General features: G+C 55.6%; 21 protein-coding genes. 12 read left to right on the forward strand and 9 right to left on the reverse strand.

Annotated features, from left to right (window positions below):
- The first annotated feature begins 35 nt into the window (after positions 1-35).
- The 9 genes from murC (at position 36) to mutT (ending at position 10,753) form a co-directional block, all read left to right on the forward strand.
- Positions 36-1,511, forward strand: coding sequence for a UDP-N-acetylmuramate--L-alanine ligase (gene murC, locus SK50_RS06105; RefSeq protein WP_048229197.1), 1,476 nt, complete (start codon positions 36-38; stop codon positions 1,509-1,511).
- On the forward strand, positions 1,504-2,424 hold the full coding sequence (locus SK50_RS06110) for a D-alanine--D-alanine ligase (RefSeq protein WP_048229198.1): 921 nt from the start codon (positions 1,504-1,506) through the stop codon (positions 2,422-2,424). The genes murC and SK50_RS06110 overlap by 8 nt, the downstream gene beginning before the upstream one ends.
- Before the next feature lies 1 nt (position 2,425).
- Complete coding sequence (gene ftsQ / locus SK50_RS06115) at positions 2,426-3,268, forward strand: cell division protein FtsQ (RefSeq protein WP_003856342.1); 843 nt, start codon at positions 2,426-2,428, stop codon at positions 3,266-3,268.
- A complete protein-coding gene (gene ftsA / locus SK50_RS06120; protein WP_003856340.1) occupies positions 3,265-4,521 on the forward strand; it encodes a cell division protein FtsA in 1,257 nt (418 codons plus the stop codon). Before ftsQ ends, ftsA begins: the two co-directional genes overlap by 4 nt.
- 63 nt (positions 4,522-4,584) lie before the next feature.
- Positions 4,585-5,736, forward strand: a complete 1,152-nt coding sequence (gene ftsZ, locus SK50_RS06125; protein WP_003856338.1) for a cell division protein FtsZ — start codon at positions 4,585-4,587, stop codon at positions 5,734-5,736.
- Positions 5,737-5,837: 101 nt separating this feature from the next.
- Entirely contained in the window at positions 5,838-6,755 is a 918-nt protein-coding gene (lpxC, locus tag SK50_RS06130) for a UDP-3-O-acyl-N-acetylglucosamine deacetylase (RefSeq protein WP_003856337.1), read from the forward strand.
- Positions 6,756-7,035: 280 nt separating this feature from the next.
- Complete coding sequence (gene secM, locus SK50_RS06135) at positions 7,036-7,539, forward strand: secA translation cis-regulator SecM (protein WP_032667806.1); 504 nt, start codon at positions 7,036-7,038, stop codon at positions 7,537-7,539.
- Between the two features lie 58 nt (positions 7,540-7,597).
- Entirely contained in the window at positions 7,598-10,303 is a 2,706-nt protein-coding gene (secA, locus tag SK50_RS06140) for a preprotein translocase subunit SecA (protein WP_015572673.1), read from the forward strand.
- 57 nt (positions 10,304-10,360) lie between these two features.
- Positions 10,361-10,753, forward strand: a complete 393-nt coding sequence (gene mutT / locus SK50_RS06145; protein WP_026094401.1) for an 8-oxo-dGTP diphosphatase MutT — start codon at positions 10,361-10,363, stop codon at positions 10,751-10,753.
- Positions 10,754-10,787: 34 nt separating this feature from the next.
- Here the strand turns inward: mutT and yacG are convergent, their stop codons facing one another.
- From yacG to coaE, 3 genes are read right to left on the reverse strand one after another with little or no spacing between them, the layout of a single operon-like run.
- Positions 10,788-10,982 carry a DNA gyrase inhibitor YacG gene (gene yacG, locus SK50_RS06150; protein WP_003856332.1) on the reverse strand — a complete coding sequence of 65 codons (195 nt, stop codon included), beginning with the start codon at positions 10,980-10,982 and terminating at the stop codon, positions 10,788-10,790.
- Between the two features lie 9 nt (positions 10,983-10,991).
- Positions 10,992-11,735: a cell division protein ZapD gene (zapD, locus tag SK50_RS06155; RefSeq protein ID WP_015572676.1), complete on the reverse strand. Its 744-nt coding sequence runs from the start codon at positions 11,733-11,735 to the stop codon at positions 10,992-10,994.
- Entirely contained in the window at positions 11,735-12,355 is a 621-nt protein-coding gene (gene coaE, locus SK50_RS06160) for a dephospho-CoA kinase (protein WP_017694512.1), read from the reverse strand. The genes zapD and coaE overlap by 1 nt, the downstream gene beginning before the upstream one ends.
- Positions 12,356-12,583: 228 nt before the next feature.
- On the opposite strand from coaE, the gene SK50_RS06165 reads away from it, so the two are divergent.
- A complete protein-coding gene (locus SK50_RS06165; protein WP_017383777.1) occupies positions 12,584-13,627 on the forward strand; it encodes a GMP reductase in 1,044 nt (347 codons plus the stop codon).
- A gap of 33 nt (positions 13,628-13,660) precedes the next feature.
- Here the strand turns inward: SK50_RS06165 and hofC are convergent, their stop codons facing one another.
- From hofC to nadC, 4 genes are all read right to left on the reverse strand, one after another.
- Positions 13,661-14,845, reverse strand: a complete 1,185-nt coding sequence (hofC, locus tag SK50_RS06170; protein ID WP_045339671.1) for a protein transport protein HofC — start codon at positions 14,843-14,845, stop codon at positions 13,661-13,663.
- Entirely contained in the window at positions 14,835-16,214 is a 1,380-nt protein-coding gene (gene gspE, locus SK50_RS06175) for a type II secretion system protein GspE (RefSeq protein WP_045344463.1), read from the reverse strand. The genes hofC and gspE overlap by 11 nt, the downstream gene beginning before the upstream one ends.
- A 12-nt stretch (positions 16,215-16,226) precedes the next feature.
- Entirely contained in the window at positions 16,227-16,664 is a 438-nt protein-coding gene (gene ppdD, locus SK50_RS06180) for a prepilin peptidase-dependent pilin (RefSeq protein ID WP_015572680.1), read from the reverse strand.
- Between the two features lie 174 nt (positions 16,665-16,838).
- A complete protein-coding gene (nadC, locus tag SK50_RS06185; RefSeq protein ID WP_015572681.1) occupies positions 16,839-17,732 on the reverse strand; it encodes a carboxylating nicotinate-nucleotide diphosphorylase in 894 nt (297 codons plus the stop codon).
- 87 nt (positions 17,733-17,819) lie between these two features.
- Between nadC and ampD the strand changes: the two genes are divergently transcribed.
- Together ampD and ampE are read left to right on the forward strand one after the other, a co-directional pair.
- A complete protein-coding gene (ampD, locus tag SK50_RS06190; RefSeq protein ID WP_017694507.1) occupies positions 17,820-18,383 on the forward strand; it encodes a 1,6-anhydro-N-acetylmuramyl-L-alanine amidase AmpD in 564 nt (187 codons plus the stop codon).
- Complete coding sequence (ampE, locus tag SK50_RS06195) at positions 18,380-19,234, forward strand: beta-lactamase regulator AmpE (RefSeq protein WP_003856320.1); 855 nt, start codon at positions 18,380-18,382, stop codon at positions 19,232-19,234. The genes ampD and ampE overlap by 4 nt, the downstream gene beginning before the upstream one ends.
- An 18-nt stretch (positions 19,235-19,252) precedes the next feature.
- On the opposite strand, the gene SK50_RS06200 is transcribed toward ampE, so the two are convergent.
- The gene (locus tag SK50_RS06200; RefSeq protein WP_045344465.1) at positions 19,253-20,203 is read right to left on the reverse strand and encodes a glycoside hydrolase family 43 protein; all 951 of its coding nucleotides are present in this window, start codon (positions 20,201-20,203) and stop codon (positions 19,253-19,255) included.
- A 10-nt stretch (positions 20,204-20,213) separates the two neighbouring features.
- Positions 20,214-21,611, reverse strand: coding sequence for a glycoside-pentoside-hexuronide (GPH):cation symporter (locus SK50_RS06205; RefSeq protein WP_045344466.1), 1,398 nt, complete (start codon positions 21,609-21,611; stop codon positions 20,214-20,216).
- Positions 21,612-21,748: the final 137 nt, after the last annotated feature.

Here is a 21,748-nt window from a genome sequence, read left to right on the forward strand (position 1 = left end):
ACGATTTTTTTGAAGTAGTCGATGGCGTTTAGAGAATGAATACACAACAACTGGCAAAACTGCGTTCTATCGTGCCCGAGATGCGTCGCGTCCGGCACATTCACTTTGTCGGCATCGGTGGTGCTGGCATGGGCGGTATTGCCGAAGTGTTAGCTAACGAAGGCTATCAGATCAGCGGGTCTGACCTGGCGCCAAACCCTGTTACGCAGCAGTTGGCGTCGCTGGGGGCGACTATCTATTTCAATCATCGCCCGGAAAACGTGAGCGATGCGAGCGTGGTTGTGGTGTCCAGCGCTATCTCCGCGGATAACCCGGAAATCGTTGCGGCGTATGAGGCGCGCATCCCGGTGATCCGTCGCGCGGAAATGCTGGCGGAACTGATGCGTTTCCGTCACGGCATTGCGGTGGCCGGTACGCACGGTAAAACCACCACAACAGCGATGGTCTCCAGCATTTATGCGGAAGCGGGTCTCGACCCGACGTTCGTTAACGGTGGTCTGGTGAAAGCCGCTGGCGTGCATGCGCGTCTGGGCCACAGCCGTTATCTGATTGCGGAAGCGGATGAGAGCGATGCGTCGTTCCTGCATCTACAGCCGATGGTGGCGATCGTCACCAACATCGAAGCTGACCATATGGACACTTACCAGGGCGACTTCGAGAACTTAAAGCAGACCTTTATTAACTTCCTGCACAACCTGCCGTTTTATGGCCGTGCGGTGATGTGCGTGGACGATCCGGTTATTCGCGAGCTGCTGCCGCGCGTCGGGCGTCAAATTACGACCTACGGCTTCAGCGAAGACGCGGATGTACGTGTAGAAGATTACAAGCAGATCGGTGCGCAGGGGCATTTCACCCTCGCGCGTCAGGATAAAGACCTGCTGCATGTCACCCTGAACGCTCCGGGACGTCACAACGCCCTGAATGCGGCGGCGGCCGTGGCTGTTGCGACAGAAGAAGGCATTGACGATGAAGCGATCCTGCGCGCACTGGAGAGCTTCCAGGGGACGGGCCGTCGCTTCGACTTCCTCGGTGAATTCCCGCTGGAGCCGGTAAACGGTAAGCCAGGTTCTGCGATGCTGGTAGACGACTACGGTCACCATCCGACGGAAGTGGACGCAACCATCAAAGCGGCACGCGCGGGTTGGCCGGAAAAGAATCTGGTCATGATCTTCCAGCCGCACCGTTACACGCGTACTCGCGATCTGTATGACGATTTTGCCAACGTCCTTTCGCAGGTTGATACCCTGCTGATGCTGGATGTTTATGCAGCGGGTGAAACTCCGATTCCGGGCGCGGACAGTCGTTCTTTATGTCGTACCATCCGTGGACGCGGTAAAGTGGATCCTATTCTGGTTCCCGACCCGGCGCAGGTGGCTGAAATGCTTGCCCCGGTCCTGACGGGTAACGATCTGATCCTGATTCAGGGCGCGGGAAATATCGGCAAAATCGCCCGTACCTTAGCTGAAATCAAACTGAAGCCGCAAACTCAGGAGGACGAGCGTCATGGCTGATAAGATTGCTGTCCTGTTTGGCGGCACTTCCGCCGAACGCGAGGTTTCTCTGAATTCGGGCGCTGCCGTGCTGGCGGGCCTGCGTGAAGGTGGCGTGGACGCGCATCCGGTTGATCCGAAAGAGGTGGACGTTACGCAGCTGAAAGCGATGGGCTTCGATAAAGCCTTCATCGCGTTGCACGGTCGCGGCGGTGAAGACGGCACGTTGCAGGGGCTGCTGGAGCTGATCGGTATGCCGTACACCGGCAGCGGCGTGATGGCATCCGCCATCTCCATGGATAAACTGCGCAGCAAACTGCTGTGGCAGGGGGCGGACCTGCCCGTTGCGCCATGGGTTGCACTGACGCGTCGTGAATATGAAATGGGTCTGTCGGACAGCGTTAATACACGCATTGCGGCACTGGGCTTACCGGTTATTGTGAAGCCGAGCCGTGAAGGGTCGAGCGTGGGAATGTCTAAAGTCGATAAAGCTGTAGAGTTGGCTGACGCTTTAGCACTGGCATTTCAACATGATGAAGAAGTTCTGATTGAAAAATGGCTTAGCGGGCCGGAATTTACCGTCGCGATGCTTGGCGAAGAAATTTTACCGTCAATTCGCATCCAACCCGCCGGAGTCTTCTATGATTATGAGGCGAAGTATCTCTCTGATGAGACGCAATATTTCTGCCCAGCGGGTCTTGAAGCAGAGCGTGAGGCCGAATTACAGTCTCTGGTGCTTAAAGCCTGGAATGTGCTGGGATGTCGTGGCTGGGGACGCATTGACGTGATGCTTGACGGTGACGGGCAATTTTATCTGCTGGAAGCAAACACGTCTCCGGGTATGACCAGCCATAGCCTTGTGCCGATGGCGGCGCGTCAGGCGGGAATGAGCTTCTCGCAGTTAGTCGTACGTATTCTGGACCAGGCGGGCTGATATGTCTCAGGCTGCATTGAACACGCGCAACCGCGATGACGAAGAAGAATACTCCTCTTCGCGCCGGAGTAATGGAACGCGTCTTGCAGGGATCATCTTCCTGCTCGGGGTGCTGTGCACCGTGTTTATCAGCGGCTGGATGGTGCTGGGCTGGATGGAAGACGCGCAGCGGTTGCCGCTGTCGAAGCTGGTGGTGACCGGGGAGCGACACTACACGCGTAACGATGACATTCGCCAGTCGATTCTGGCGCTTGGGTCGCCTGGCACCTTTATGACGCAGGACGTCAACATTATCCAGAGTCAGATTGAACGTCTGCCGTGGATAAAACAGGCGAGTGTCAGAAAACAATGGCCTGATGAATTGAAGATTCATCTGGTTGAATATGTGCCGATTGCGCGTTGGAATGATCAGCATATGGTTGACGTAGACGGAAATTCGTTCAGCGTCCCGAGCGATCGTGTCAACAAGCAGAATTTACCGATGTTGTATGGCCCGGAAGGCAGCGAAAACGAAGTATTGCAGGGTTTTCGTGAGATGGGGCAGGTGCTGGCTAAGGATCGCTTTACGTTAAAAGATGCTGCGATGACGGCGCGCCGTTCCTGGCAGTTGACCCTAACGAATGGCATTAAGCTCAATCTTGGCCGCGGCGACACAATGAAACGTCTGGCGCGTTTTGTAGAACTTTACCCGGTTTTACAGCAGCAGGCGCAGACGGATGGCAAACGGATAAGCTACGTTGATTTGCGCTATGACTCAGGCGCAGCAGTCGGTTGGGAGCCGGCTCCGGTCGAGGAACCTAATCAGCAACAAAATCAGGCACAGGTACAGGCAGAACAACAATGATCAAGTCGACGGACAGAAAATTGGTAGTAGGACTGGAGATTGGCACCGCGAAGGTTGCCGCTTTGGTAGGGGAAGTTCTGCCCGACGGTATGGTCAATATCATTGGCGTGGGCAGCTGCCCCTCCCGTGGTATGGATAAAGGTGGGGTAAACGACCTTGAGTCGGTGGTGAAATGCGTTCAGCGCGCCATCGACCAGGCTGAATTGATGGCAGATTGCCAGATTTCCTCTGTCTATCTGGCCCTGTCTGGTAAGCACATCAGCTGCCAGAATGAAATCGGTATGGTGCCGATTTCTGAAGAAGAGGTGACGCAGGAAGACGTTGAGAACGTTGTCCACACGGCGAAATCCGTGCGTGTTCGCGACGAGCACCGTGTGCTGCATGTGATCCCGCAGGAATACGCGATCGACTACCAGGAAGGCATCAAGAATCCGGTCGGTCTGTCGGGCGTGCGTATGCAGGCAAAAGTGCACCTGATCACATGTCACAACGATATGGCGAAGAACATTGTAAAAGCCGTTGAACGTTGTGGCCTGAAAGTTGACCAACTCATTTTCGCCGGTCTTGCCGCGAGCTATTCCGTGCTGACCGAAGACGAACGTGAACTGGGCGTCTGTGTGGTCGATATTGGTGGTGGTACAATGGACATGGCCGTCTATACCGGCGGTGCGTTACGCCACACCAAAGTGATCCCGTACGCCGGGAATGTGGTGACCAGCGATATCGCTTACGCCTTTGGTACGCCACCGAGCGATGCAGAGGCGATTAAAGTGCGCCATGGTTGCGCGCTGGGCTCTATCGTCGGCAAAGACGAGAGCGTTGAAGTGCCGAGCGTAGGCGGGCGACCGCCGCGCAGCCTGCAACGCCAGACGCTGGCAGAGGTGATTGAGCCGCGTTATACCGAGCTGCTCAACCTGGTCAACGAAGAGATTTTGCAGTTACAGGAACAGCTTCGCCAGCAGGGTGTGAAACATCATCTCGCGGCGGGGATTGTATTAACCGGCGGGGCAGCGCAAATTGAAGGTCTTGCGGCCTGCGCTCAGCGCGTGTTCCATACGCAGGTGCGTATTGGTGCGCCGCTGAATATTACCGGTTTAACGGATTACGCTCAGGAGCCGTATTACTCAACGGCCGTGGGCCTGCTGCACTACGGGAAAGAATCCCATTTGAGTGGTGAAGCAGAAGTGGAAAAACGCGTCTCGGTGGGGTCTTGGGTCAAACGACTTAACACCTGGTTGCGAAAAGAGTTTTAATTTTTTTAAGAGACCGGAGAGAATTAGCGGTCTCGGGCGACAGGCACAACGGAGAGAGAGATTATGTTTGAACCTATGGAATTAACCAACGACGCGGTGATTAAAGTCATCGGCGTCGGTGGCGGCGGCGGTAACGCCGTAGAGCACATGGTGCGCGAGCGCATCGAAGGTGTTGAATTCTTCGCGGTGAACACCGATGCGCAGGCGCTGCGTAAAACGGCTGTTGGCCAGACGATTCAGATCGGTGGTGGCATCACCAAAGGTCTGGGAGCAGGGGCTAACCCGGAAGTGGGCCGCAACGCGGCAGAAGAAGATCGTGAAGCGCTGCGCGCTGCACTGGACGGTGCAGACATGGTCTTCATCGCAGCGGGTATGGGCGGCGGTACAGGTACCGGTGCAGCACCCGTTGTGGCGGAAGTCGCTAAAGATTTAGGTATTCTGACCGTTGCTGTCGTGACCAAGCCTTTCAACTTTGAAGGTAAGAAGCGTATGGCTTTCGCGGAGCAGGGTATCACCGAGCTGTCCAAGCACGTGGACTCTCTGATTACCATCCCGAACGACAAGCTGCTGAAAGTGCTGGGTCGCGGTATCTCTCTGCTGGACGCCTTTGGCGCGGCAAACGACGTGCTGAAAGGCGCGGTTCAGGGTATTGCTGAACTGATTACCCGTCCTGGTCTGATGAACGTTGACTTTGCAGACGTTCGCACCGTGATGTCCGAGATGGGCTACGCGATGATGGGCTCTGGCGTGGCGAGCGGTGAAGACCGTGCGGAAGAAGCCGCTGAAATGGCGATCTCTTCTCCACTGCTGGAAGATATCGATCTGTCTGGCGCGCGCGGCGTGCTGGTCAACATTACCGCTGGCTTTGACCTGCGTCTGGATGAGTTCGAAACCGTGGGTAACACCATCCGTGCGTTCGCCTCTGACAACGCGACCGTTGTTATCGGTACGTCCCTTGATCCGGAAATGAACGACGAACTGCGTGTGACCGTTGTGGCCACCGGTATCGGTATGGACAAGCGTCCTGAGATCACCCTGGTGACCAACAAACAGACTCAGCAGCCGGTTATGGATCGTTACCAGCAGCACGGTATGGCGCCTCTGACTCAGGAGCAAAAACCCGCTGCGAAAGTGGTGAACGACCCGACTCCACAAACGGCAAAAGAGCCAGATTATCTGGATATCCCGGCGTTCCTGCGTAAGCAAGCTGACTAAGAATTGGCTGGAATTTGGGGATTTGCGCTCTTTGTGCTAAACTGGCCCACCGTTAGTGATATACACTCTCGGTTGGATAGTTAATTTGGCGAGATTATACGATGATCAAACAAAGGACACTTAAACGTATCGTTCAGGCGACGGGTGTCGGTTTACATACCGGCAAGAAAGTCACACTGACGTTACGCCCTGCGCCGGCCAATACCGGGGTCATCTATCGTCGCACCGACTTGAATCCACCGGTAGATTTTCCGGCCGATGCCAAATCTGTGCGTGATACTATGCTCTGTACTTGTCTGGTGAACGAGCATGACGTGCGGATTTCTACCGTAGAGCACCTGAACGCCGCCCTGGCGGGTCTGGGTATCGACAACATTATGGTTGAAGTCGATGCACCAGAAATCCCGATCATGGACGGGAGTGCTGCTCCGTTCGTTTATTTGTTGCTGGATGCCGGCATCGAAGAACTGAACTGCGCGAAGAAATTTGTTCGCATTAAAGAGACCGTTCGCGTCGAAGATGGCGACAAATGGGCTGAATTCAAACCGTACAATGGTTTCTCGTTGGACTTCACCATCGATTTTAACCATCCGGCGATTGACTCCAGCACCCAGCGCTATGCGATGAACTTCTCTGCGGATGCGTTCATGCGTCAGATCAGCCGAGCACGTACCTTCGGCTTTATGCGTGATATCGAATATCTGCAATCCCGCGGCCTGTGCCTGGGCGGCAGCTTCGATTGTGCCATCGTTGTTGACGATTATCGCGTACTGAACGAAGACGGCCTGCGTTTTGAAGATGAATTTGTTCGTCACAAAATGCTGGACGCGATCGGCGACCTCTTCATGTGTGGTCACAACATCATTGGTGCATTTACCGCGTTTAAATCCGGTCATGCACTGAACAACAAACTGTTGCAGGCCGTCCTGGCAAAACAGGAAGCCTGGGAATATGTGACCTTCGAAGACGAAGCTGAACTGCCGCTGGCGTTCAAAGCCCCGACTATGGTCCTGGCGTAACGGTTAAAGCCGTTTCGTAAGAAAAGCGACTGGTTCACCTGGTACTCTCTCCGACCAGGGAAGCCAGTCGTTTTTATTTCTGCCCTTCTTTAATTTGTCCCCCTCACCCCTGGCCTGTGTCGGGTGCCGAATAACGGTGTGTTCGCTGCATTATTGACCGTTTTTACCTGCTGCAAGGTGTCATTCCTGCTGCCGTGTATTGGCTTTAGTGGTAATATCTGGGCGCTAAAAAAGAATAACTGAACTCAGCCTGCACTGGCGGGCGAACGTGGTGGAGCAAGTGAGCGGAATACTGACGCGCTGGCGACAATTTGGCAGACGTTACTTCTGGCCGCATCTCTTATTGGGGATGGTCGCGGCGAGTTTCGGCTTGCCTGTGCTCAGCAACAGCGCAGACGCGGCCACGCCAGCACGTTCCACGACGACCAAACACGATCTCACCACACGAGTTAACTTCACTAATCTCGCATGGCTTGAAGCCAGCCGCCGTCCCAATTTCTCCGTTGATTACTGGCAGCAGCACGCGATTCGCACGGTTATCCGCCATCTGTCGTTCGCGATGGCGCCGCAGACGATGCCTGTTGCTGAAGAAACGCTGCCGGTCAAGGCTCAGCATCTTGCCCTGCTCGATACGCTTAATGCGCTTCTGACGCAGGACAACCAGCCGCCAGTGACCGTAAATCAGACGGCGCAAACGGATTTTGTTTCCCCTGCATCCTTCTCTGTTTCGACATGGATTAGCCAGGTTCACGGCATCCGTGCCGGGCCTCAACGCCTCAGCTAAATTAACCTTTTTCAATACCTTAATTTATCTGCCCGACTGGGGCGTTTGAGAATTTATTATGCTAATCAAATTGTTAACCAAAGTTTTTGGTAGTCGTAACGATCGTACCCTGCGCCGCATGCGCAAAGCTGTGAACGTCATCAACGGTATGGAACCGGCGATGGAGAAGCTCACTGATGATGAGCTGAAAGCGAAAACCGCGGAGTTCCGTGCGCGTCTGGAGAAAGGTGAAACCTTAGAAAGCCTGATCCCGGAAGCCTTCGCCGTTGTACGTGAGGCCAGTAAACGCGTGTTCGGCATGCGTCACTTCGACGTGCAGCTGCTGGGCGGGATGGTGCTCAACGAGCGCTGCATCGCGGAAATGCGTACCGGTGAAGGTAAAACCCTGACGGCAACGCTGCCGGCTTACCTGAATGCGCTGACGGGTAAGGGCGTTCACGTTGTTACCGTCAACGACTATCTGGCGCAGCGCGACGCCGAAAACAACCGTCCACTGTTCGAATTCCTCGGCATGACCGTGGGCATTAACATGTCCGGCCTGCCGGCACCTGCCAAGCGTGAAGCGTATAACGCGGATATCACCTACGGCACCAACAACGAATACGGCTTCGACTACCTGCGTGACAACATGGCGTTCAGCCCGGAAGAGCGCGTCCAGCGTAAACTGCACTATGCGCTGGTGGATGAGGTTGACTCCATTCTGATCGATGAAGCGCGTACCCCGCTGATCATCTCCGGCCCGGCCGAAGACAGCTCCGAGATGTACCGTAAAGTCGACAAAATCATTCCTCACCTGCTGCGTCAGGAGAAAGAAGACTCCGATACCTTCCAGGGTGAAGGTCACTTCTCCGTGGATGAAAAAGCGCGTCAGGTCAACCTGACCGAACGCGGCCTGGTGAAAATCGAAGAGTTGCTGGTGGCTGAAGGCATTATGGAAGAGGGCGAGTCTCTGTACTCCCCGAGCAACATCATGCTGATGCACCACGTAACGGCCGCACTGCGCGCGCACGCCCTGTTCACCCGCGACGTTGACTACATCGTTAAAGACGGCGAAGTCATCATCGTCGATGAACACACCGGCCGTACCATGCAGGGACGTCGCTGGTCCGATGGCCTGCACCAGGCCGTGGAAGCGAAAGAAGGCGTGGATATTCAAAACGAAAACCAGACGCTGGCATCCATCACCTTCCAGAACTACTTCCGTCTGTACGAGAAGCTGGCGGGGATGACCGGTACCGCAGATACCGAAGCGTTTGAGTTCAGCTCCATCTATAAGCTGGATACCGTGGTAGTACCTACCAACCGTCCGATGATCCGTAAGGATATGCCGGACCTGGTATACATGACTGAAGCGGAAAAAATTCAGGCGATCATCGAAGATATTCGCGAACGTACCGCGAAGGGCCAGCCGGTACTGGTGGGGACCATCTCCATCGAGAAATCCGAAGTGGTATCTAACGAGCTGACTAAAGCGGGCATCAAACACAACGTTCTGAACGCCAAGTTCCACGCTAAAGAAGCAGATATCGTTGCGCAGGCCGGTTACCCGGCTGCCGTAACCATCGCCACCAACATGGCGGGTCGTGGTACCGATATTATGCTCGGCGGTAGCTGGCAGGCCGAAGTGGCGGAGCTGGAAAACCCAACCCCAGAGCAAATCGCGCAGATCAAAGCCGACTGGCAGGTGCGTCATGACGCGGTGCTGGCATCCGGTGGTCTGCACATCATTGGTACCGAGCGTCATGAATCTCGTCGTATCGATAACCAGCTGCGCGGTCGTGCGGGTCGTCAGGGTGATGCCGGTTCTTCCCGCTTCTATCTGTCTATGGAAGATGCGCTGATGCGTATTTTCGCCTCTGACCGTGTGTCCGGCATGATGCGTAAACTGGGCATGAAACCTGGCGAAGCGATCGAGCACCCGTGGGTTACCAAAGCGATTGCCAACGCCCAGCGTAAAGTAGAAAGCCGCAACTTCGATATTCGTAAGCAGCTGCTGGAATATGATGACGTTGCCAACGACCAGCGTCGTGCGATCTACACCCAGCGTAACGAACTGCTGGACGTGTCCGACGTGAGCGAAACCATCAATAGCATTCGCGAAGATGTGTTCAAAGCCACTATCGACGCGCACATTCCGCCGCAGTCTCTGGAAGAGATGTGGGATATCGAAGGTTTGCAGGAACGTCTGAAAAACGACTTCGATCTCGAACTGCCAATCAAAGAGTGGCTGGACAAAGAGCCTGAGCTGCACGAAGAGACCCTTCGCGAGCGTATCTACGAAACCGCGCTGGACGTCTACAAGCGTAAGGAAGAAGTGGTTGGCGCAGAGATGATGCGTCACTTCGAGAAAGGCGTAATGTTGCAGACCCTGGACTCCCTGTGGAAAGAGCACCTGGCGGCAATGGACTACCTGCGTCAGGGTATCCATCTGCGTGGTTATGCGCAGAAAGATCCGAAGCAGGAGTACAAGCGTGAATCCTTCTCCATGTTTGCTGCCATGCTGGAGTCGCTGAAGTATGAAGTCATCAGCACCCTGAGCAAAGTTCAGGTGCGTATGCCGGAAGAAGTGGAAGCGATGGAGCAGCAGCGTCGTGAAGAAGCTGAGCGTCTGGCACAGATGCAGCAGCTGAGCCATCAGACCGATGAAAGCGAAGCCGCAGCGGCAATCGCAGCGCAGACGGGCGATCGTAAAGTCGGTCGTAACGATCCGTGCCCATGCGGTTCCGGCAAAAAATACAAGGCGTGCCACGGCCGTCTGAGCTAAGAACATAACAAACTGAAAAGGCGCAGATATCTGCGCCTTTTTTATGGAAGTGACATGATGAAAACACTGCAAATTGCTGTCGGGATCATTCGCAACCCGCAAAATCAGATCTTTATAACCCAACGCGCCGCCGATGCGCATATGGCCAACAAATGGGAATTCCCCGGCGGGAAAATCGAATCAGGTGAAACGCCGGAACAGGCGCTGGTGCGTGAGCTTCAGGAAGAGGTGGGGATCACCCCGATTGGCGCAACGCTGTTCGATAAGCTGGAGTACCAGTTTCCGGATCGTCATATAACGCTGTGGTTCTGGCTGGTGGAAAGCTGGGAAGGTGAACCGTGGGGTAAAGAGGGGCAACCGGGGGGCTGGGTTACGCTTCACGCGAGTGATGCCGAAAAATTTCCTCCGGCAAATGCGCCCGTCATATCCCGGCTAACGGGCAACCTGTAGGCCTGCTAAGCGAAGCGCCAGCAGGCTTCAAAGGTTACTGCTGGTTTTCGCTCCAGTCATCGCTATCCGAGAGATCGCCTTCGCTCGGAATGCGCTTCTCTTCCGCCGCCCATTCACCCAGGTCTATAAGCTGACAGCGCTTACAGCAGAATGGGCGAAATGGACTCACTTCTCCCCAGACGACAGTTTTCCCACAGGTTGGGCAGTTTACGGTGGTTACGTCAGACATTGGCACTCCTTAACAACAGGCCAGTTCAAAATCGAGGCGTTCCGGCACGGTGCCATGTTCACTGTCCAGCGGCATAAAGCGGATCGCGAAACGGCTTTTATGTCCGGAAATTTGCGGGTAAAGCTGCTCGCCAAGAGACAGGTTCAGGCGCAGAAGATCGGCGTCATCACCGTTATCCTGATAAAAACCGTTGAGACTGGTTTGTTTGCGGAACGGGGCCGAGTTACGCACAAGATCGAGGATCAGCGATAACGTCTGATTCATCGGCTCCAGGCTGCCCAGCCAGCTGTTCACCTGGCGATCGCGCTGTTCCTGCGGCATGTGCAGCCACATATGCAGCGTCGGCAGGTCAAAGCTACAGCATCCGCCCGGTATGCTCAGGCGCTGGCGCACCAGCGCAATCAGACGATCCTCTCGTAAAAACTGGCCAACGCGCGGCGCGGCCATCAGGGTCGTGCTGCTGTTTTTCAGCTGCTGGCGTAAAGCGTCAATTCGACTTTGATCCACGCCCGGTACTTCGGCCCAGGCCTGTAATTTTCGCTGCTGGCGCTCCAGCTCTTTCAACAGCTCAGTGCGGACGTCGCCGCGTTCAATCACATCAAGCAGATCGCCCACGTTGCGGAAAAAATGCAGCGCGGTGGCGTGATCGTTGACAGGCAGATGTTGTGAAAGCTGTTGAATAAGAAATTCTATGCGTAGCCAGGTACGCATTTTTTCGTTAAGCGGGTGCTCAAAAAGGATATGAGTCGACATTATGGTTTTTCCTGTGCAACGGCCTGCGCGGCGAAGGTCAGATACTGCGCGTGCAGACGAGCAACATCCGATGCAATGGCATCTGGTGCGCCGTTATTATCAATAACATCATCCGCAACGGCGAGGCGCGCTTCGCGCGTGGCCTGTGCGGCAAGAATTTGTTCAGCATGCTCGCGTGAAACATGGTCACGCGCCATGGTTCTCTGGATTTGCGTTTCGCGGGAAACGTCAATCACCAGCGTTCTGTCTGCTTTATGCTGAAGCTGATTTTCCACCAGTAACGGGACTACCCACAACACATAGGGCGAACGGGCTGCGGCAATCTGACGCTGAGTTTCCTGGTGGATAATGGGGTGGAGCAGGGCATTAAGCCAGGCTTTTTCCGAAGAATCAGAAAATATGCACTCACGCAGTTGCCGACGATTCAGGGTGCCGTCAGCCTGTATCACACGGCGACCAAAATGCGCTTCGATGGCGTTTAAGGCGGGTGTATTGGGTTCTACCACCTGACGGGCAATGATATCGGCGTCGATAATCGTGATGCCGAGACGAGCAAACGCGTGCGCAACGGTGCTTTTACCACTACCGATGCCGCCGGTTAATGCGACGATATACCCCATTAAATCAGATCCTGGGAATTATTCAGTTTTAAAATCAGTTGCTTAAAATTCAAACTTACAACAGCCAATGTTTAGCTCTCTTTACCCGCTTTTTACCAGGTAAATTTATAGGATTGTAGCGTAAAAAAAGAGAATTTCGCAGTCTTGCGGAGCAGGTATTAGTGCGTATGATAGCGTCACTGGAGTTGTGCTTTTAATATATTTGCCTCTAACCCCAGGAATCCGCACATGCGTATCGAAGAAGATCTGAAGTTAGGTTTCAAAGACGTTCTTATCCGCCCTAAACGCTCTACACTGAAAAGTCGCTCAGACGTTGAACTCGAACGTCAATTCACCTTTAAGCATTCCGGTCAGACATGGTCTGGCGTGCCGATTATCGCGGCCAACATGGACACCGTCGGGACCTTTGAGATGGCGACCGCACTGGCGCAATTCGACATCCTTACTGCGGTACACAAACATTACAGCGCTGAAGAGTGGGATGCGTTTGTCGCCTCCGCCTCGGCTGACGTGGTGAAGCATGTGATGGTCTCGACCGGTACGTCTGATGCAGATTTCGAGAAAACCAAACAGATCCTGAACGCCAATCCAGCGCTGAATTTTGTCTGCATTGACGTGGCAAATGGTTATTCCGAGCATTTCGTTCAGTTCGTCAGCAAGGCACGTGAGGCCTGGCCAACCAAAACCATCATCGCGGGCAACGTGGTGACCGGTGAAATGTGTGAAGAGCTGATCCTCTCCGGGGCCGACATTGTAAAAGTTGGCATTGGCCCGGGGTCCGTTTGCACCACGCGCGTGAAAACCGGTGTGGGTTATCCGCAGCTGTCTGCGGTAATTGAATGCGCTGACGCTGCGCACGGTCTGGGCGGCCAGATCATCAGCGACGGTGGCTGCACCATGCCAGGCGATGTCGCGAAAGCCTTCGGCGGCGGCGCGGATTTCGTGATGCTCGGCGGCATGCTGGCTGGCCACGAAGAGAGCGGCGGTACCGTGGTGGAAGAAAACGGTGAGAAGTTCATGCTGTTCTACGGAATGAGCTCTGAATCCGCGATGACCCGTCACGTGGGCGGTGTCGCGAAATACCGTGCGGCGGAAGGCAAAACCGTTAAGCTGCCACTGCGTGGTCCGGTCGAAAACACGGCGCGCGATATCCTCGGCGGTCTGCGTTCTGCCTGCACCTACGTTGGTGCTTCCCGCCTGAAAGAGCTGACGAAACGCACGACGTTTATCCGCGTTCAGGAGCAGGAAAACCGCGTATTCAATAGCCTCTGACGGCTACGGCTGGCGCGCGTCCGTGCGCCAGCATTACCCCGCGCTCATTGCATCCCCCAGATGGAAAATCGGCAAATACATTGCCACCACCAGCGTGCCAATAATCAGACCCGTCACGACCAGTAGCAAAGGCTCAAGAAGCGCTGCCAGATTGTCTGCCTGCTGAAATGTCTGTTCCGTATGGTGGCGGGCCAGATTCATCAGCATCACATCCAGTGAACCCGACACTTCTCCGGTGCGAATGAGCTGAATACACAGTGGCGTAAAAACAGAGGCCTTCTGGAAGGAGGACCACACGGGCATCCCCTGTTCGATATCGCTGCGTATCTCACGGAGTTTCTCCTGCCAGTAGCCCCTCTCAACGGTCTCCTCCACACTCTCCAGTCCTTGTAAAAAGGCAATTCCGGCCTGCTGGGTTAATGACAGCACGGTAAAAATCTGCCCCAGTTTTTGCCCGCGCGTCAGCGTGCCCATCACCGGTACGTGTAACAAGACATACTGCCAGCGTGGATGCCGCCGCAGCTTACAGGCGATGACAACCATTGCCACGAGCAGGGCCAAAAGGGTGAGGATATGCGCCTGAACCAAGGCCGCCAGCCCCATGACTGCCTGCGTGAGCAAAGGGAGCGGGGTGTTGAACGTTTTGTAGATTGCAGCAAACTCAGGCAAAACCAGCGTGACCATCGCCAGCACCACGAAAACGGCCAGCGTCAGGATGATCAGCGGATAGCGCAGCGCTTTCTTCACCTTCGCACTGAGCTGCTGCTGGGATTTTTGTTGCTGCGCAAGCTGACGGCAGCAGGCTTCGAGCTTACCCGTCAGCTCACCCGTCTTCACCATTGAGACATAAAGAGGGCTAAACACCTCTGGCCATTTCTTCATGGTCTCTGACAGGGCGCAACCTTCGCTCAGGTCATCAGCAAGACTGTGCAGCAGCGCCTGCCAGTGCTGCAAAGGATGCTGTTCCGCCAGCATGTGCAGGCTTTGGGATAGCGTGAGTCCAGCCTGTAGCAGCGTGGCGAGCTGGCGAAAAATATCGTAGCAGTGCTGCACTTGCCATCGGTGGCGTTGCTGGCAGCGTTTCAGCGCCAGCGGGTGCAGTTGTTTAAGCACCAGAGCCGTGTAAGCTGCGCCACGGTCGATGGCCCAGAGGGTGCCGGTTTGCACCTCCCCCTCGGTGTTCAGGGCACGCCAGCGCCAGAGCGAATTAGCAGCCATCGGGCATTCCCAGGACGCGCAACAGCTCTTCGAGCGTGGTCAGCCCTTGCTCTACTGCCATGCAGCCATGCTCAAACAAAGAGGTCATTCCCGCCTGACGAGCGCTGGACCCAATCACCTCAGTGCTTGCTCCGCTGGCGATGGCCTGCCGCAGCGTGTCGTCGATGACGAGCACTTCAAAAATGGCTACGCGACCATAAAAACCGTGGTAGCAGCGATCGCAGCCGGTGGGTTGCCAGCGAGGAAGCGGCCGGGGCCACAGCGTGCGGGGTAATTCGGTGTGGCGGCTGGCTTCCTGTCGGCAGTACGGACATAAACGGCGCACCAGTCGCTGGGCAATCACCATCGAGAGCGCCGAAGAGATCATCCAGCGCGCGACGCCCATCTGTTGCAGCCGTACCAGCGTTTCAGTCGTCGAGTTAGTATGGAGGGTGGACAGCACCAGATGTCCGGTTTGCGCCGCCTTAATGGCAATTTCTGCCGTTTCGCCGTCACGAATTTCACCCACCATAATGATGTCAGGATCCTGCCTGAGCAGGGCACGCAGCACGCTCTGGAAGGTCAGCCCCGCACGCGGATTAATCTGCGTCTGGTTTAAGCCTGCAAGCGGGATTTCAACGGGATCTTCCACGCTGCAAATATTGACGTCAGGGGTATTTCGCGCCTGTAACGCGCTGTACAGCGTCACCGTTTTCCCGCTACCGGTCGGGCCGGTGACCAGAATCAACCCCTGAGGGCTGTTAAGCGCCCCGGCAAAACGGGCCTGCTGGTCTGCGCTCATCCCCAGCTGTTCAAGCTCCAGTGCCTGCTGTACCTGGTGAAGCAGACGAAGCACGATTTTTTCTCCACCACTACAGGGAAGGGTTGCGATACGAAAAGAGACGGGGACGCTTGCCAGCTCCACCGTAAACTGGCCGTCCTGCGGCAGGCGGCGCTCCGCAATATCCAGTTGGCCCAGCACCTTCAGGCGTGCGGCAAGCGTCGTCCCGAGGGCGGCAGAGATCGGCAGTTGCGGGTCGAGAACACCGTCGATTCGCAAACGGATCTGGTAGCCGTGCTCCGTCGGTTCAATATGGATGTCAGAAGCCCGCTGGTTTACTGCCTGCTGCAAGGTTGTACTGAGCACGTCAGCGGCTGAGTTTGGCGCTATGCCCGGCAGGTGTGATGATGAGACGGACTGAAGCCGTTTTTCCATCCGTTCTGCCGTCCAGCACTCAATATCAATACGCTTCTGCGTGGCGAAGCGTAACGCTTCCATCAGCTCAGAGGCAGGATTACCCACCACCGCAATGCTGATCATATCGGTGTCGCTTGCGAGTAGCAGTGCGTGATGGCGCTGACAGAGCGTCATTAGCTGTTCGGTATTCATTGTCCACTCCTGTCAGTTGTTGTCGAAGCGGAAAACATCTTCACAGGCTTGTCTGAGCGCCGTGTCGGACGCAATTTTGCAGTCACGCGTCCAGCCCGTCATACCGTTACCGTCGCTCCAGATCGGTGTCATGAGCACTTCAAGTCCGTTAAGGCTTTCCTGCCCTGTTAACGATACGGCCCCCTTTGCCACGCTCATCGCTGAAACGTAACGTGTGGTTGTCGGGGAGGGGATGCCATTGGTGCCTGCGTCGCAGCTATCCACACCACCACGATCCAGGGCGCAAAGCTCAATGGCGGTGCGGTAGGGGATGAACGTTTGCAGCATATCGGTGAGCGCCGCTTTTCGCAGGTAGTTCTGATAGGCCGGAACGCCAATGGCGCTCAGGATGGCAATAATGCCAATGACCACCATTAGCTCAATCAGGGTAAATCCTTGTTGTCTGTTCATGTCTGCTCCTTACGTTAAGTGGCGCTACTGTGGCAGTGCCAGCATGCAGAAACGAGGGACAAAAGCGTGAACGTGAAGGGGCTTTCAGGGAAATGATTCAGTGTTGCAGAGAAGGACAGCGTAATTGCGAGCGGTTTCGTATTTCCCCTCTCCGGGCGGAGAGGGGAGGATAATTTATTTGAAGCGCATCGAGAGGTCGAGGGCGCGGACGTGCTTGGTCAGGGCGCCAACGGAGATGTAATCGACGCCGGTTTCAGCAAATTCGCGGATGGTGTCGAACGTCACGTTGCCGGACACCTCAAGCTGCGCCTGGCCGTTTGTGCGTTTGACCGCTTCACGCATCTGCTCCGTGTCGAAGTTATCGAGCATGATGATGTCAGCCCCCGCTTTAATGGCCTCGTCCAGCTCCTCCAGCGTTTCCACTTCCACTTCGACCGGCACATCCGGATGTAGCCAGAAGGCTTTTTCCACGGCCTGACGCACCGAGCCAGAGGCAATAATGTGGTTCTCTTTGATCAGGAAGGCATCGGATAGCCCCAGACGATGGTTGGCACCGCCACCGCAGAGTACCGCGTATTTCAGCGCGGTGCGCAGGCCCGGCAGGGTTTTACGGGTATCCAGCAACTGCGTGCGGGTGCCTGCCAGCAGGTCAACGTAGCGGCGTACTTCACTGGCAACGCCAGAGAGCGTTTGCACAAAATTGAGCGCGGTGCGTTCACCGGTCAGCAAGACGCGGGACGGGCCGTCCAGCTCGAACAGTGGCTGATTCGCCGTGACCGCATCACCGTCTTCAACGTGCCATGTTACCTGCACCTCGTCGCCTGCCAGCTGGGTAAAGACCTCCTCAACCCAGCGTTTGCCGCAGAAAACCCCCGCTTCGCGGGTGATGATCACCGCATGCGAGCGTGTCTCTTTTGGCAACAATTGGGCGGTAATATCGTTATCGGCGCTGACGTCGCCGCCGAGATCTTCTTTCAGGGCATGGGCAACGCTTGCCGGGATATCACTATTAATACGTTCCAGAAGCGCGTCACGTCGGTGGTCGGGGTTATAGCGGCGAGGCGGCATGATAAAACTCCAAATTGGTAACGAATCATAATATTGAAACATGCTACTCTGAACCGAGTAACAGCACCATAGATAAGGAGTTCCAGCATGTTGTTAGAAAACGGATGGCTGGTGGACGCGCGGCATGTACCGTCGCCGCACCACGACTGCCGCCCGGAGGATGAAAAGCCCACACTGCTGGTGGTTCACAATATTAGTCTCCCGCCGGGTGAGTTTGGCGGTCCGTGGATCGATGCGTTATTCACTGGAACGATAGATCCCGATGCCCACCCCTTCTTTGCTGAGATTGCGCATCTGCGCGTATCGGCGCACTGTCTGATCCGTCGTGATGGCGAAGTGGTTCAGTATGTTCCTTTTGATAAGCGAGCCTGGCATGCTGGCGTGTCGATGTATCAGGGGCGCGAGCGGTGCAATGATTTCTCTATTGGAATTGAACTGGAAGGAACGGACACCACGCCTTACACCGATGCGCAATATGAGAAACTGGTTGCTGTAACGCAAACGTTAATCGGGCGCTATCCCGCCATTGCAGACAATATTACAGGGCACAGCGACATCGCCCCGGAAAGAAAAACCGACCCCGGCCCGGCGTTTGACTGGTCCCGGTTTCACGCCATGCTTACCACGTCGTCAGATAAGGAGATAACATGACGTTGTTTACCATGCTGCTGGTTATGATCGCTGAACGCCTGTTTAAGCTCGGCGAGCACTGGCATCTGGATCACCGGCTGGAGGTGTTATTCCGCCGCATCAGGCATTTTTCCATGCTGCGCACGCTGCTGATGGCGGCAGGCGTGATGGCGATTACGTTCCTGTTGCTGCGCTCGCTTTACGGCCTCTTTTTCAACGTGCCGCTGCTGGTGGTGTGGATCCTGCTCGGCGTGCTGTGTATTGGCGCGGGCAAGGTGCGTTTGCACTATCACGCGTATCTGAAAGCCGCTTCCCGGGATGATGCCCACGCGCGCGGCGCGATGGCGAGCGAGCTGACGATGATCCACGGCGTACCGCCGGACTGCGATGAACGCGAGTTTCTGCGGGAGCTGCAAAACGCGCTGCTGTGGATCAACTTCCGTTACTACCTGGCGCCGCTGTTCTGGTTCGTGGTGGGCGGACCCTGGGGGCCGGTACTGCTGATGGGTTATGCGTTCCTGCGCGCCTGGCAGACCTGGCTTGCCCGCTATCTTACGCCGCATGAACGTCTACAGTCCGGCATTGATGCCATCCTGCACGTGCTCGACTGGCTTCCGGTGCGTCTGGTAGGCGTGGTCTATGCCCTCATCGGTCACGGTGAAAAGGCGCTGCCCGCGTGGTTTGTCTCCCTTGCAGACCGCCATACCTCGCAGTATCAGGTTTTAACCCGACTGGCACAGTTCTCGCTGGCGCGTGAGCCGCACACGGATAAAGTCGCAACGCCAAAGGCTGCCGTCTCGATGGCAAAGAAAACGTCGTTTGTGGTGGTGGTGATTGTGGCGCTGCTGACGATTTACGGCACGCTGGTTTAAGCCAGCGCGCCGAAGCCGTTACAGCGTATCTGCGGGCGGGATGCCGAAATCAGGCATCCCGTTTTCGTTCCAGCGGATGAGTTTCAGGCGAGTATGGCGATTGGGATCGTAAAGCGGATCGCCTTCAATTTCAGTGTAGTTTCGCGCGTGGTAGACCAGCACATCTTCGCCTTCCGGCGTCTGCGTAAAGCTGTTATGGCCTGGCCCATACTGACGGTTTTCGTAGCTGGTGACAAACACCGGGCGCGGGGATTTATGCCAGTTAGCCGGGTTTTGCGGATCGGCATTCAGGTCTGCCCACAGTAATCCCATGCAGTAGTTCTCGTCGGTGGCGCTGGCGGAATAGCTGATAAACAGCTTATCGCCATGGAACAGCACCGCCGGGCCTTCGTTGACCCAGAACCCACGGCACTCCCAGTCATATTCCGGTTTACTGAGCATCACCGGCTCGCCTTTCAGCGTCCACGGATTTTCCATTTCACACAGGTAAAGATTGGAGTTACCGGAAATGTCCGGGGCTTTTTGCGCCCACAGATACCAGCGTTTACCCTGATGAACAAAGGTGGTGGCATCCAGCGCGAAGGTGTCAAACGGGGTTTTGATTTGCCCTTTTTCCACCCACGTACCGGTGAGCGGATCGCGATCTGCACATTCAATGGCAAACATGCGATGCTGGAACATCCCGAGCTGATCGAGCGCCTGGGTATGCGTGGCGGCAAAATAGATGTACCACCTGCCGTCGATATGATGCAGCTCCGGTGCCCAGATCAGCTGGCTCATCGGGCCGGTGTCGGGCTTGCGCCAGACAATCACCTCTTCGGCATCGCGTAAACCTTCCAGCGAGTCCGCGCGGCGGATCGCCAGCCGATCGTACTCCGGCACGGAGGCGATAAAGTAATATTGCCCATCGTGACGCAGGATATACGGGTCGGCGCGTTGTTCAATAAACGGGTTTGGCCAGGTTTGCATTCGGCTTTCCTTATTTAGTCTCAGCGGCTTTGAGTTCCTGATAATCGTTCAGCTCGCGATAGTTGGTGCGACGCTTTTCCAGATCGGACTGGATCTGCTTCATGGTCTCACGGTCCACTTTCAGCAGACGTACTACGCCCGCGGTAATTAAGTATCCAATGCCGGGAATGACGGTAAACAGCAGCACGATCCCGTTGATGGCATCCGCGCTCTGCGCTTTTGCGCCCGCGTCGTAGCCGTACCAGGAGAGCAGGAAGCCGACCATTGCCCCGGCAATCGCCAGACCCAGCTTCAGGAAGAAGATGTTGCCGGAGAAGCTGATCCCGGTGATGCGTTTCCCGGTTTTCCATTCACCGTAGTCGTCCACGTCGGCCATCAGCGACCAGTGCAGCGGTGACGGGATCTGGTGCAGAATGTTCAGCAGGAAGTAGAGCACGACAATGGTTGTCGTCGCTTTCGGGTCGAAGAAGTAAAAGGCGCAGGAGAAAATCGCCAGCACGATGTTGGTCCAGAAGAAGACCTTCAGCTTACACCAGCGGTCGGTCAGCACTTTCGCCAGCATACTGCCGAACATCATGCCGACCACGCCCAGGCTGATAAACAGCGTGGCGAAATGGGTGCTTTGCCCCATGACCCAGGTGACGTAATACATGGTGGCCGCCATGCGGATAAAGCCAGGGCAGACGTTGCACAGCGTTAACAGCAGGATCCGCACCCACTGGTCATTCTTCCACACGTCTTTCAGGTCGTTTTTCAGTTCGTCATGAGTTTGCACCGCCGGACGCACGCGCTCGCGCACGGTGGCGAAGCAGAACAGGAACATACAGGTTCCAATCAGCGCCAGCACGGTCATTGCCATCTGGTAGCCTTTGGCTTTGTTATCCCCACCGAACCAGTCGGCCATCGGCAGGAGCGTTAGCGACAGCAGCAGCGTGGCGATACCAACCATAACAAAACGGTAGGACTGGCAGGCAACGCGCTCCTTCGGGTCGTTGGTGATCACGCCGCCGAGCGAACAGTACGGAATGTTGATGGCGGTATAGGTCAGCGACAGCAGGAAGTAGGTGACAAAGGCATAGATAACTTTGCTGTTATAGCTCCAGTCAGGCGTGGTAAACATCAGGATGCTGAACAGCGCGTAGGGGAAGGCAATCCACAGCAGCCATGGACGAAACCGGCCATATTTGCTGCGGGTACGGTCGGCAATCGCGCCCATAATTGGGTCCGTGACGGCATCAATGACGCGTACGGACAGGAGTAAAACGCCAACCAGTGCAGGAGCCAGACCAAAAATATCCGTATAAAAGTAGTTAACAAATAACATGATGGCGCCAAAGATAATGTTGCATCCGGCGTCACCCATGCCATAGCCGATCTTTTCTTTTACTGACAGTTTGTTGTTATTCATCGACAGCTCTCCGGGTTTCGGTATGGAGAGAATTATTCGCTGGCAAACGAATATATGCGTTGCAATATAAAGGCGGTGATATGGAGGATTTTGCTGTGGGCGCGAATTTGTGAGGAAGGTAACAAGACGCTGTACCC

The organism is Enterobacter sp. BWH64, from assembly GCF_001037645.1.
GTDB classification, from domain to species: Bacteria; Pseudomonadota; Gammaproteobacteria; order Enterobacterales; family Enterobacteriaceae; genus Enterobacter; species Enterobacter hormaechei_C.

Excerpts from the sequence above, each read along its gene's own strand:
- murC (WP_048229197.1), top strand. The coding sequence starts at position 36 with ATGAATACACAACAACTGGCAAAACTGCGTTCTATCGTGCCCGAGATG.
- SK50_RS06110 (WP_048229198.1), top strand. The coding sequence starts at position 1,504 with ATGGCTGATAAGATTGCTGTCCTGTTTGGCGGCACTTCCGCCGAACGC.
- ftsQ (WP_003856342.1), top strand. The coding sequence starts at position 2,426 with ATGTCTCAGGCTGCATTGAACACGCGCAACCGCGATGACGAAGAAGAA.
- ftsA (WP_003856340.1), top strand. The coding sequence starts at position 3,265 with ATGATCAAGTCGACGGACAGAAAATTGGTAGTAGGACTGGAGATTGGC.
- ftsZ (WP_003856338.1), top strand. The coding sequence starts at position 4,585 with ATGTTTGAACCTATGGAATTAACCAACGACGCGGTGATTAAAGTCATC.
- lpxC (WP_003856337.1), top strand. The coding sequence starts at position 5,838 with ATGATCAAACAAAGGACACTTAAACGTATCGTTCAGGCGACGGGTGTC.
- secA (WP_015572673.1), top strand. The coding sequence starts at position 7,598 with ATGCTAATCAAATTGTTAACCAAAGTTTTTGGTAGTCGTAACGATCGT.
- mutT (WP_026094401.1), top strand. The coding sequence starts at position 10,361 with ATGAAAACACTGCAAATTGCTGTCGGGATCATTCGCAACCCGCAAAAT.
- yacG (WP_003856332.1), bottom strand. The coding sequence starts at position 10,982 with ATGTCTGACGTAACCACCGTAAACTGCCCAACCTGTGGGAAAACTGTC.
- zapD (WP_015572676.1), bottom strand. The coding sequence starts at position 11,735 with ATGTCGACTCATATCCTTTTTGAGCACCCGCTTAACGAAAAAATGCGT.
- coaE (WP_017694512.1), bottom strand. The coding sequence starts at position 12,355 with ATGGGGTATATCGTCGCATTAACCGGCGGCATCGGTAGTGGTAAAAGC.
- SK50_RS06165 (WP_017383777.1), top strand. The coding sequence starts at position 12,584 with ATGCGTATCGAAGAAGATCTGAAGTTAGGTTTCAAAGACGTTCTTATC.
- hofC (WP_045339671.1), bottom strand. The coding sequence starts at position 14,845 with ATGGCTGCTAATTCGCTCTGGCGCTGGCGTGCCCTGAACACCGAGGGG.
- gspE (WP_045344463.1), bottom strand. The coding sequence starts at position 16,214 with ATGAATACCGAACAGCTAATGACGCTCTGTCAGCGCCATCACGCACTG.
- ppdD (WP_015572680.1), bottom strand. The coding sequence starts at position 16,664 with ATGAACAGACAACAAGGATTTACCCTGATTGAGCTAATGGTGGTCATT.
- nadC (WP_015572681.1), bottom strand. The coding sequence starts at position 17,732 with ATGCCGCCTCGCCGCTATAACCCCGACCACCGACGTGACGCGCTTCTG.
- ampD (WP_017694507.1), top strand. The coding sequence starts at position 17,820 with ATGTTGTTAGAAAACGGATGGCTGGTGGACGCGCGGCATGTACCGTCG.
- ampE (WP_003856320.1), top strand. The coding sequence starts at position 18,380 with ATGACGTTGTTTACCATGCTGCTGGTTATGATCGCTGAACGCCTGTTT.
- SK50_RS06200 (WP_045344465.1), bottom strand. The coding sequence starts at position 20,203 with ATGCAAACCTGGCCAAACCCGTTTATTGAACAACGCGCCGACCCGTAT.
- SK50_RS06205 (WP_045344466.1), bottom strand. The coding sequence starts at position 21,611 with ATGAATAACAACAAACTGTCAGTAAAAGAAAAGATCGGCTATGGCATG.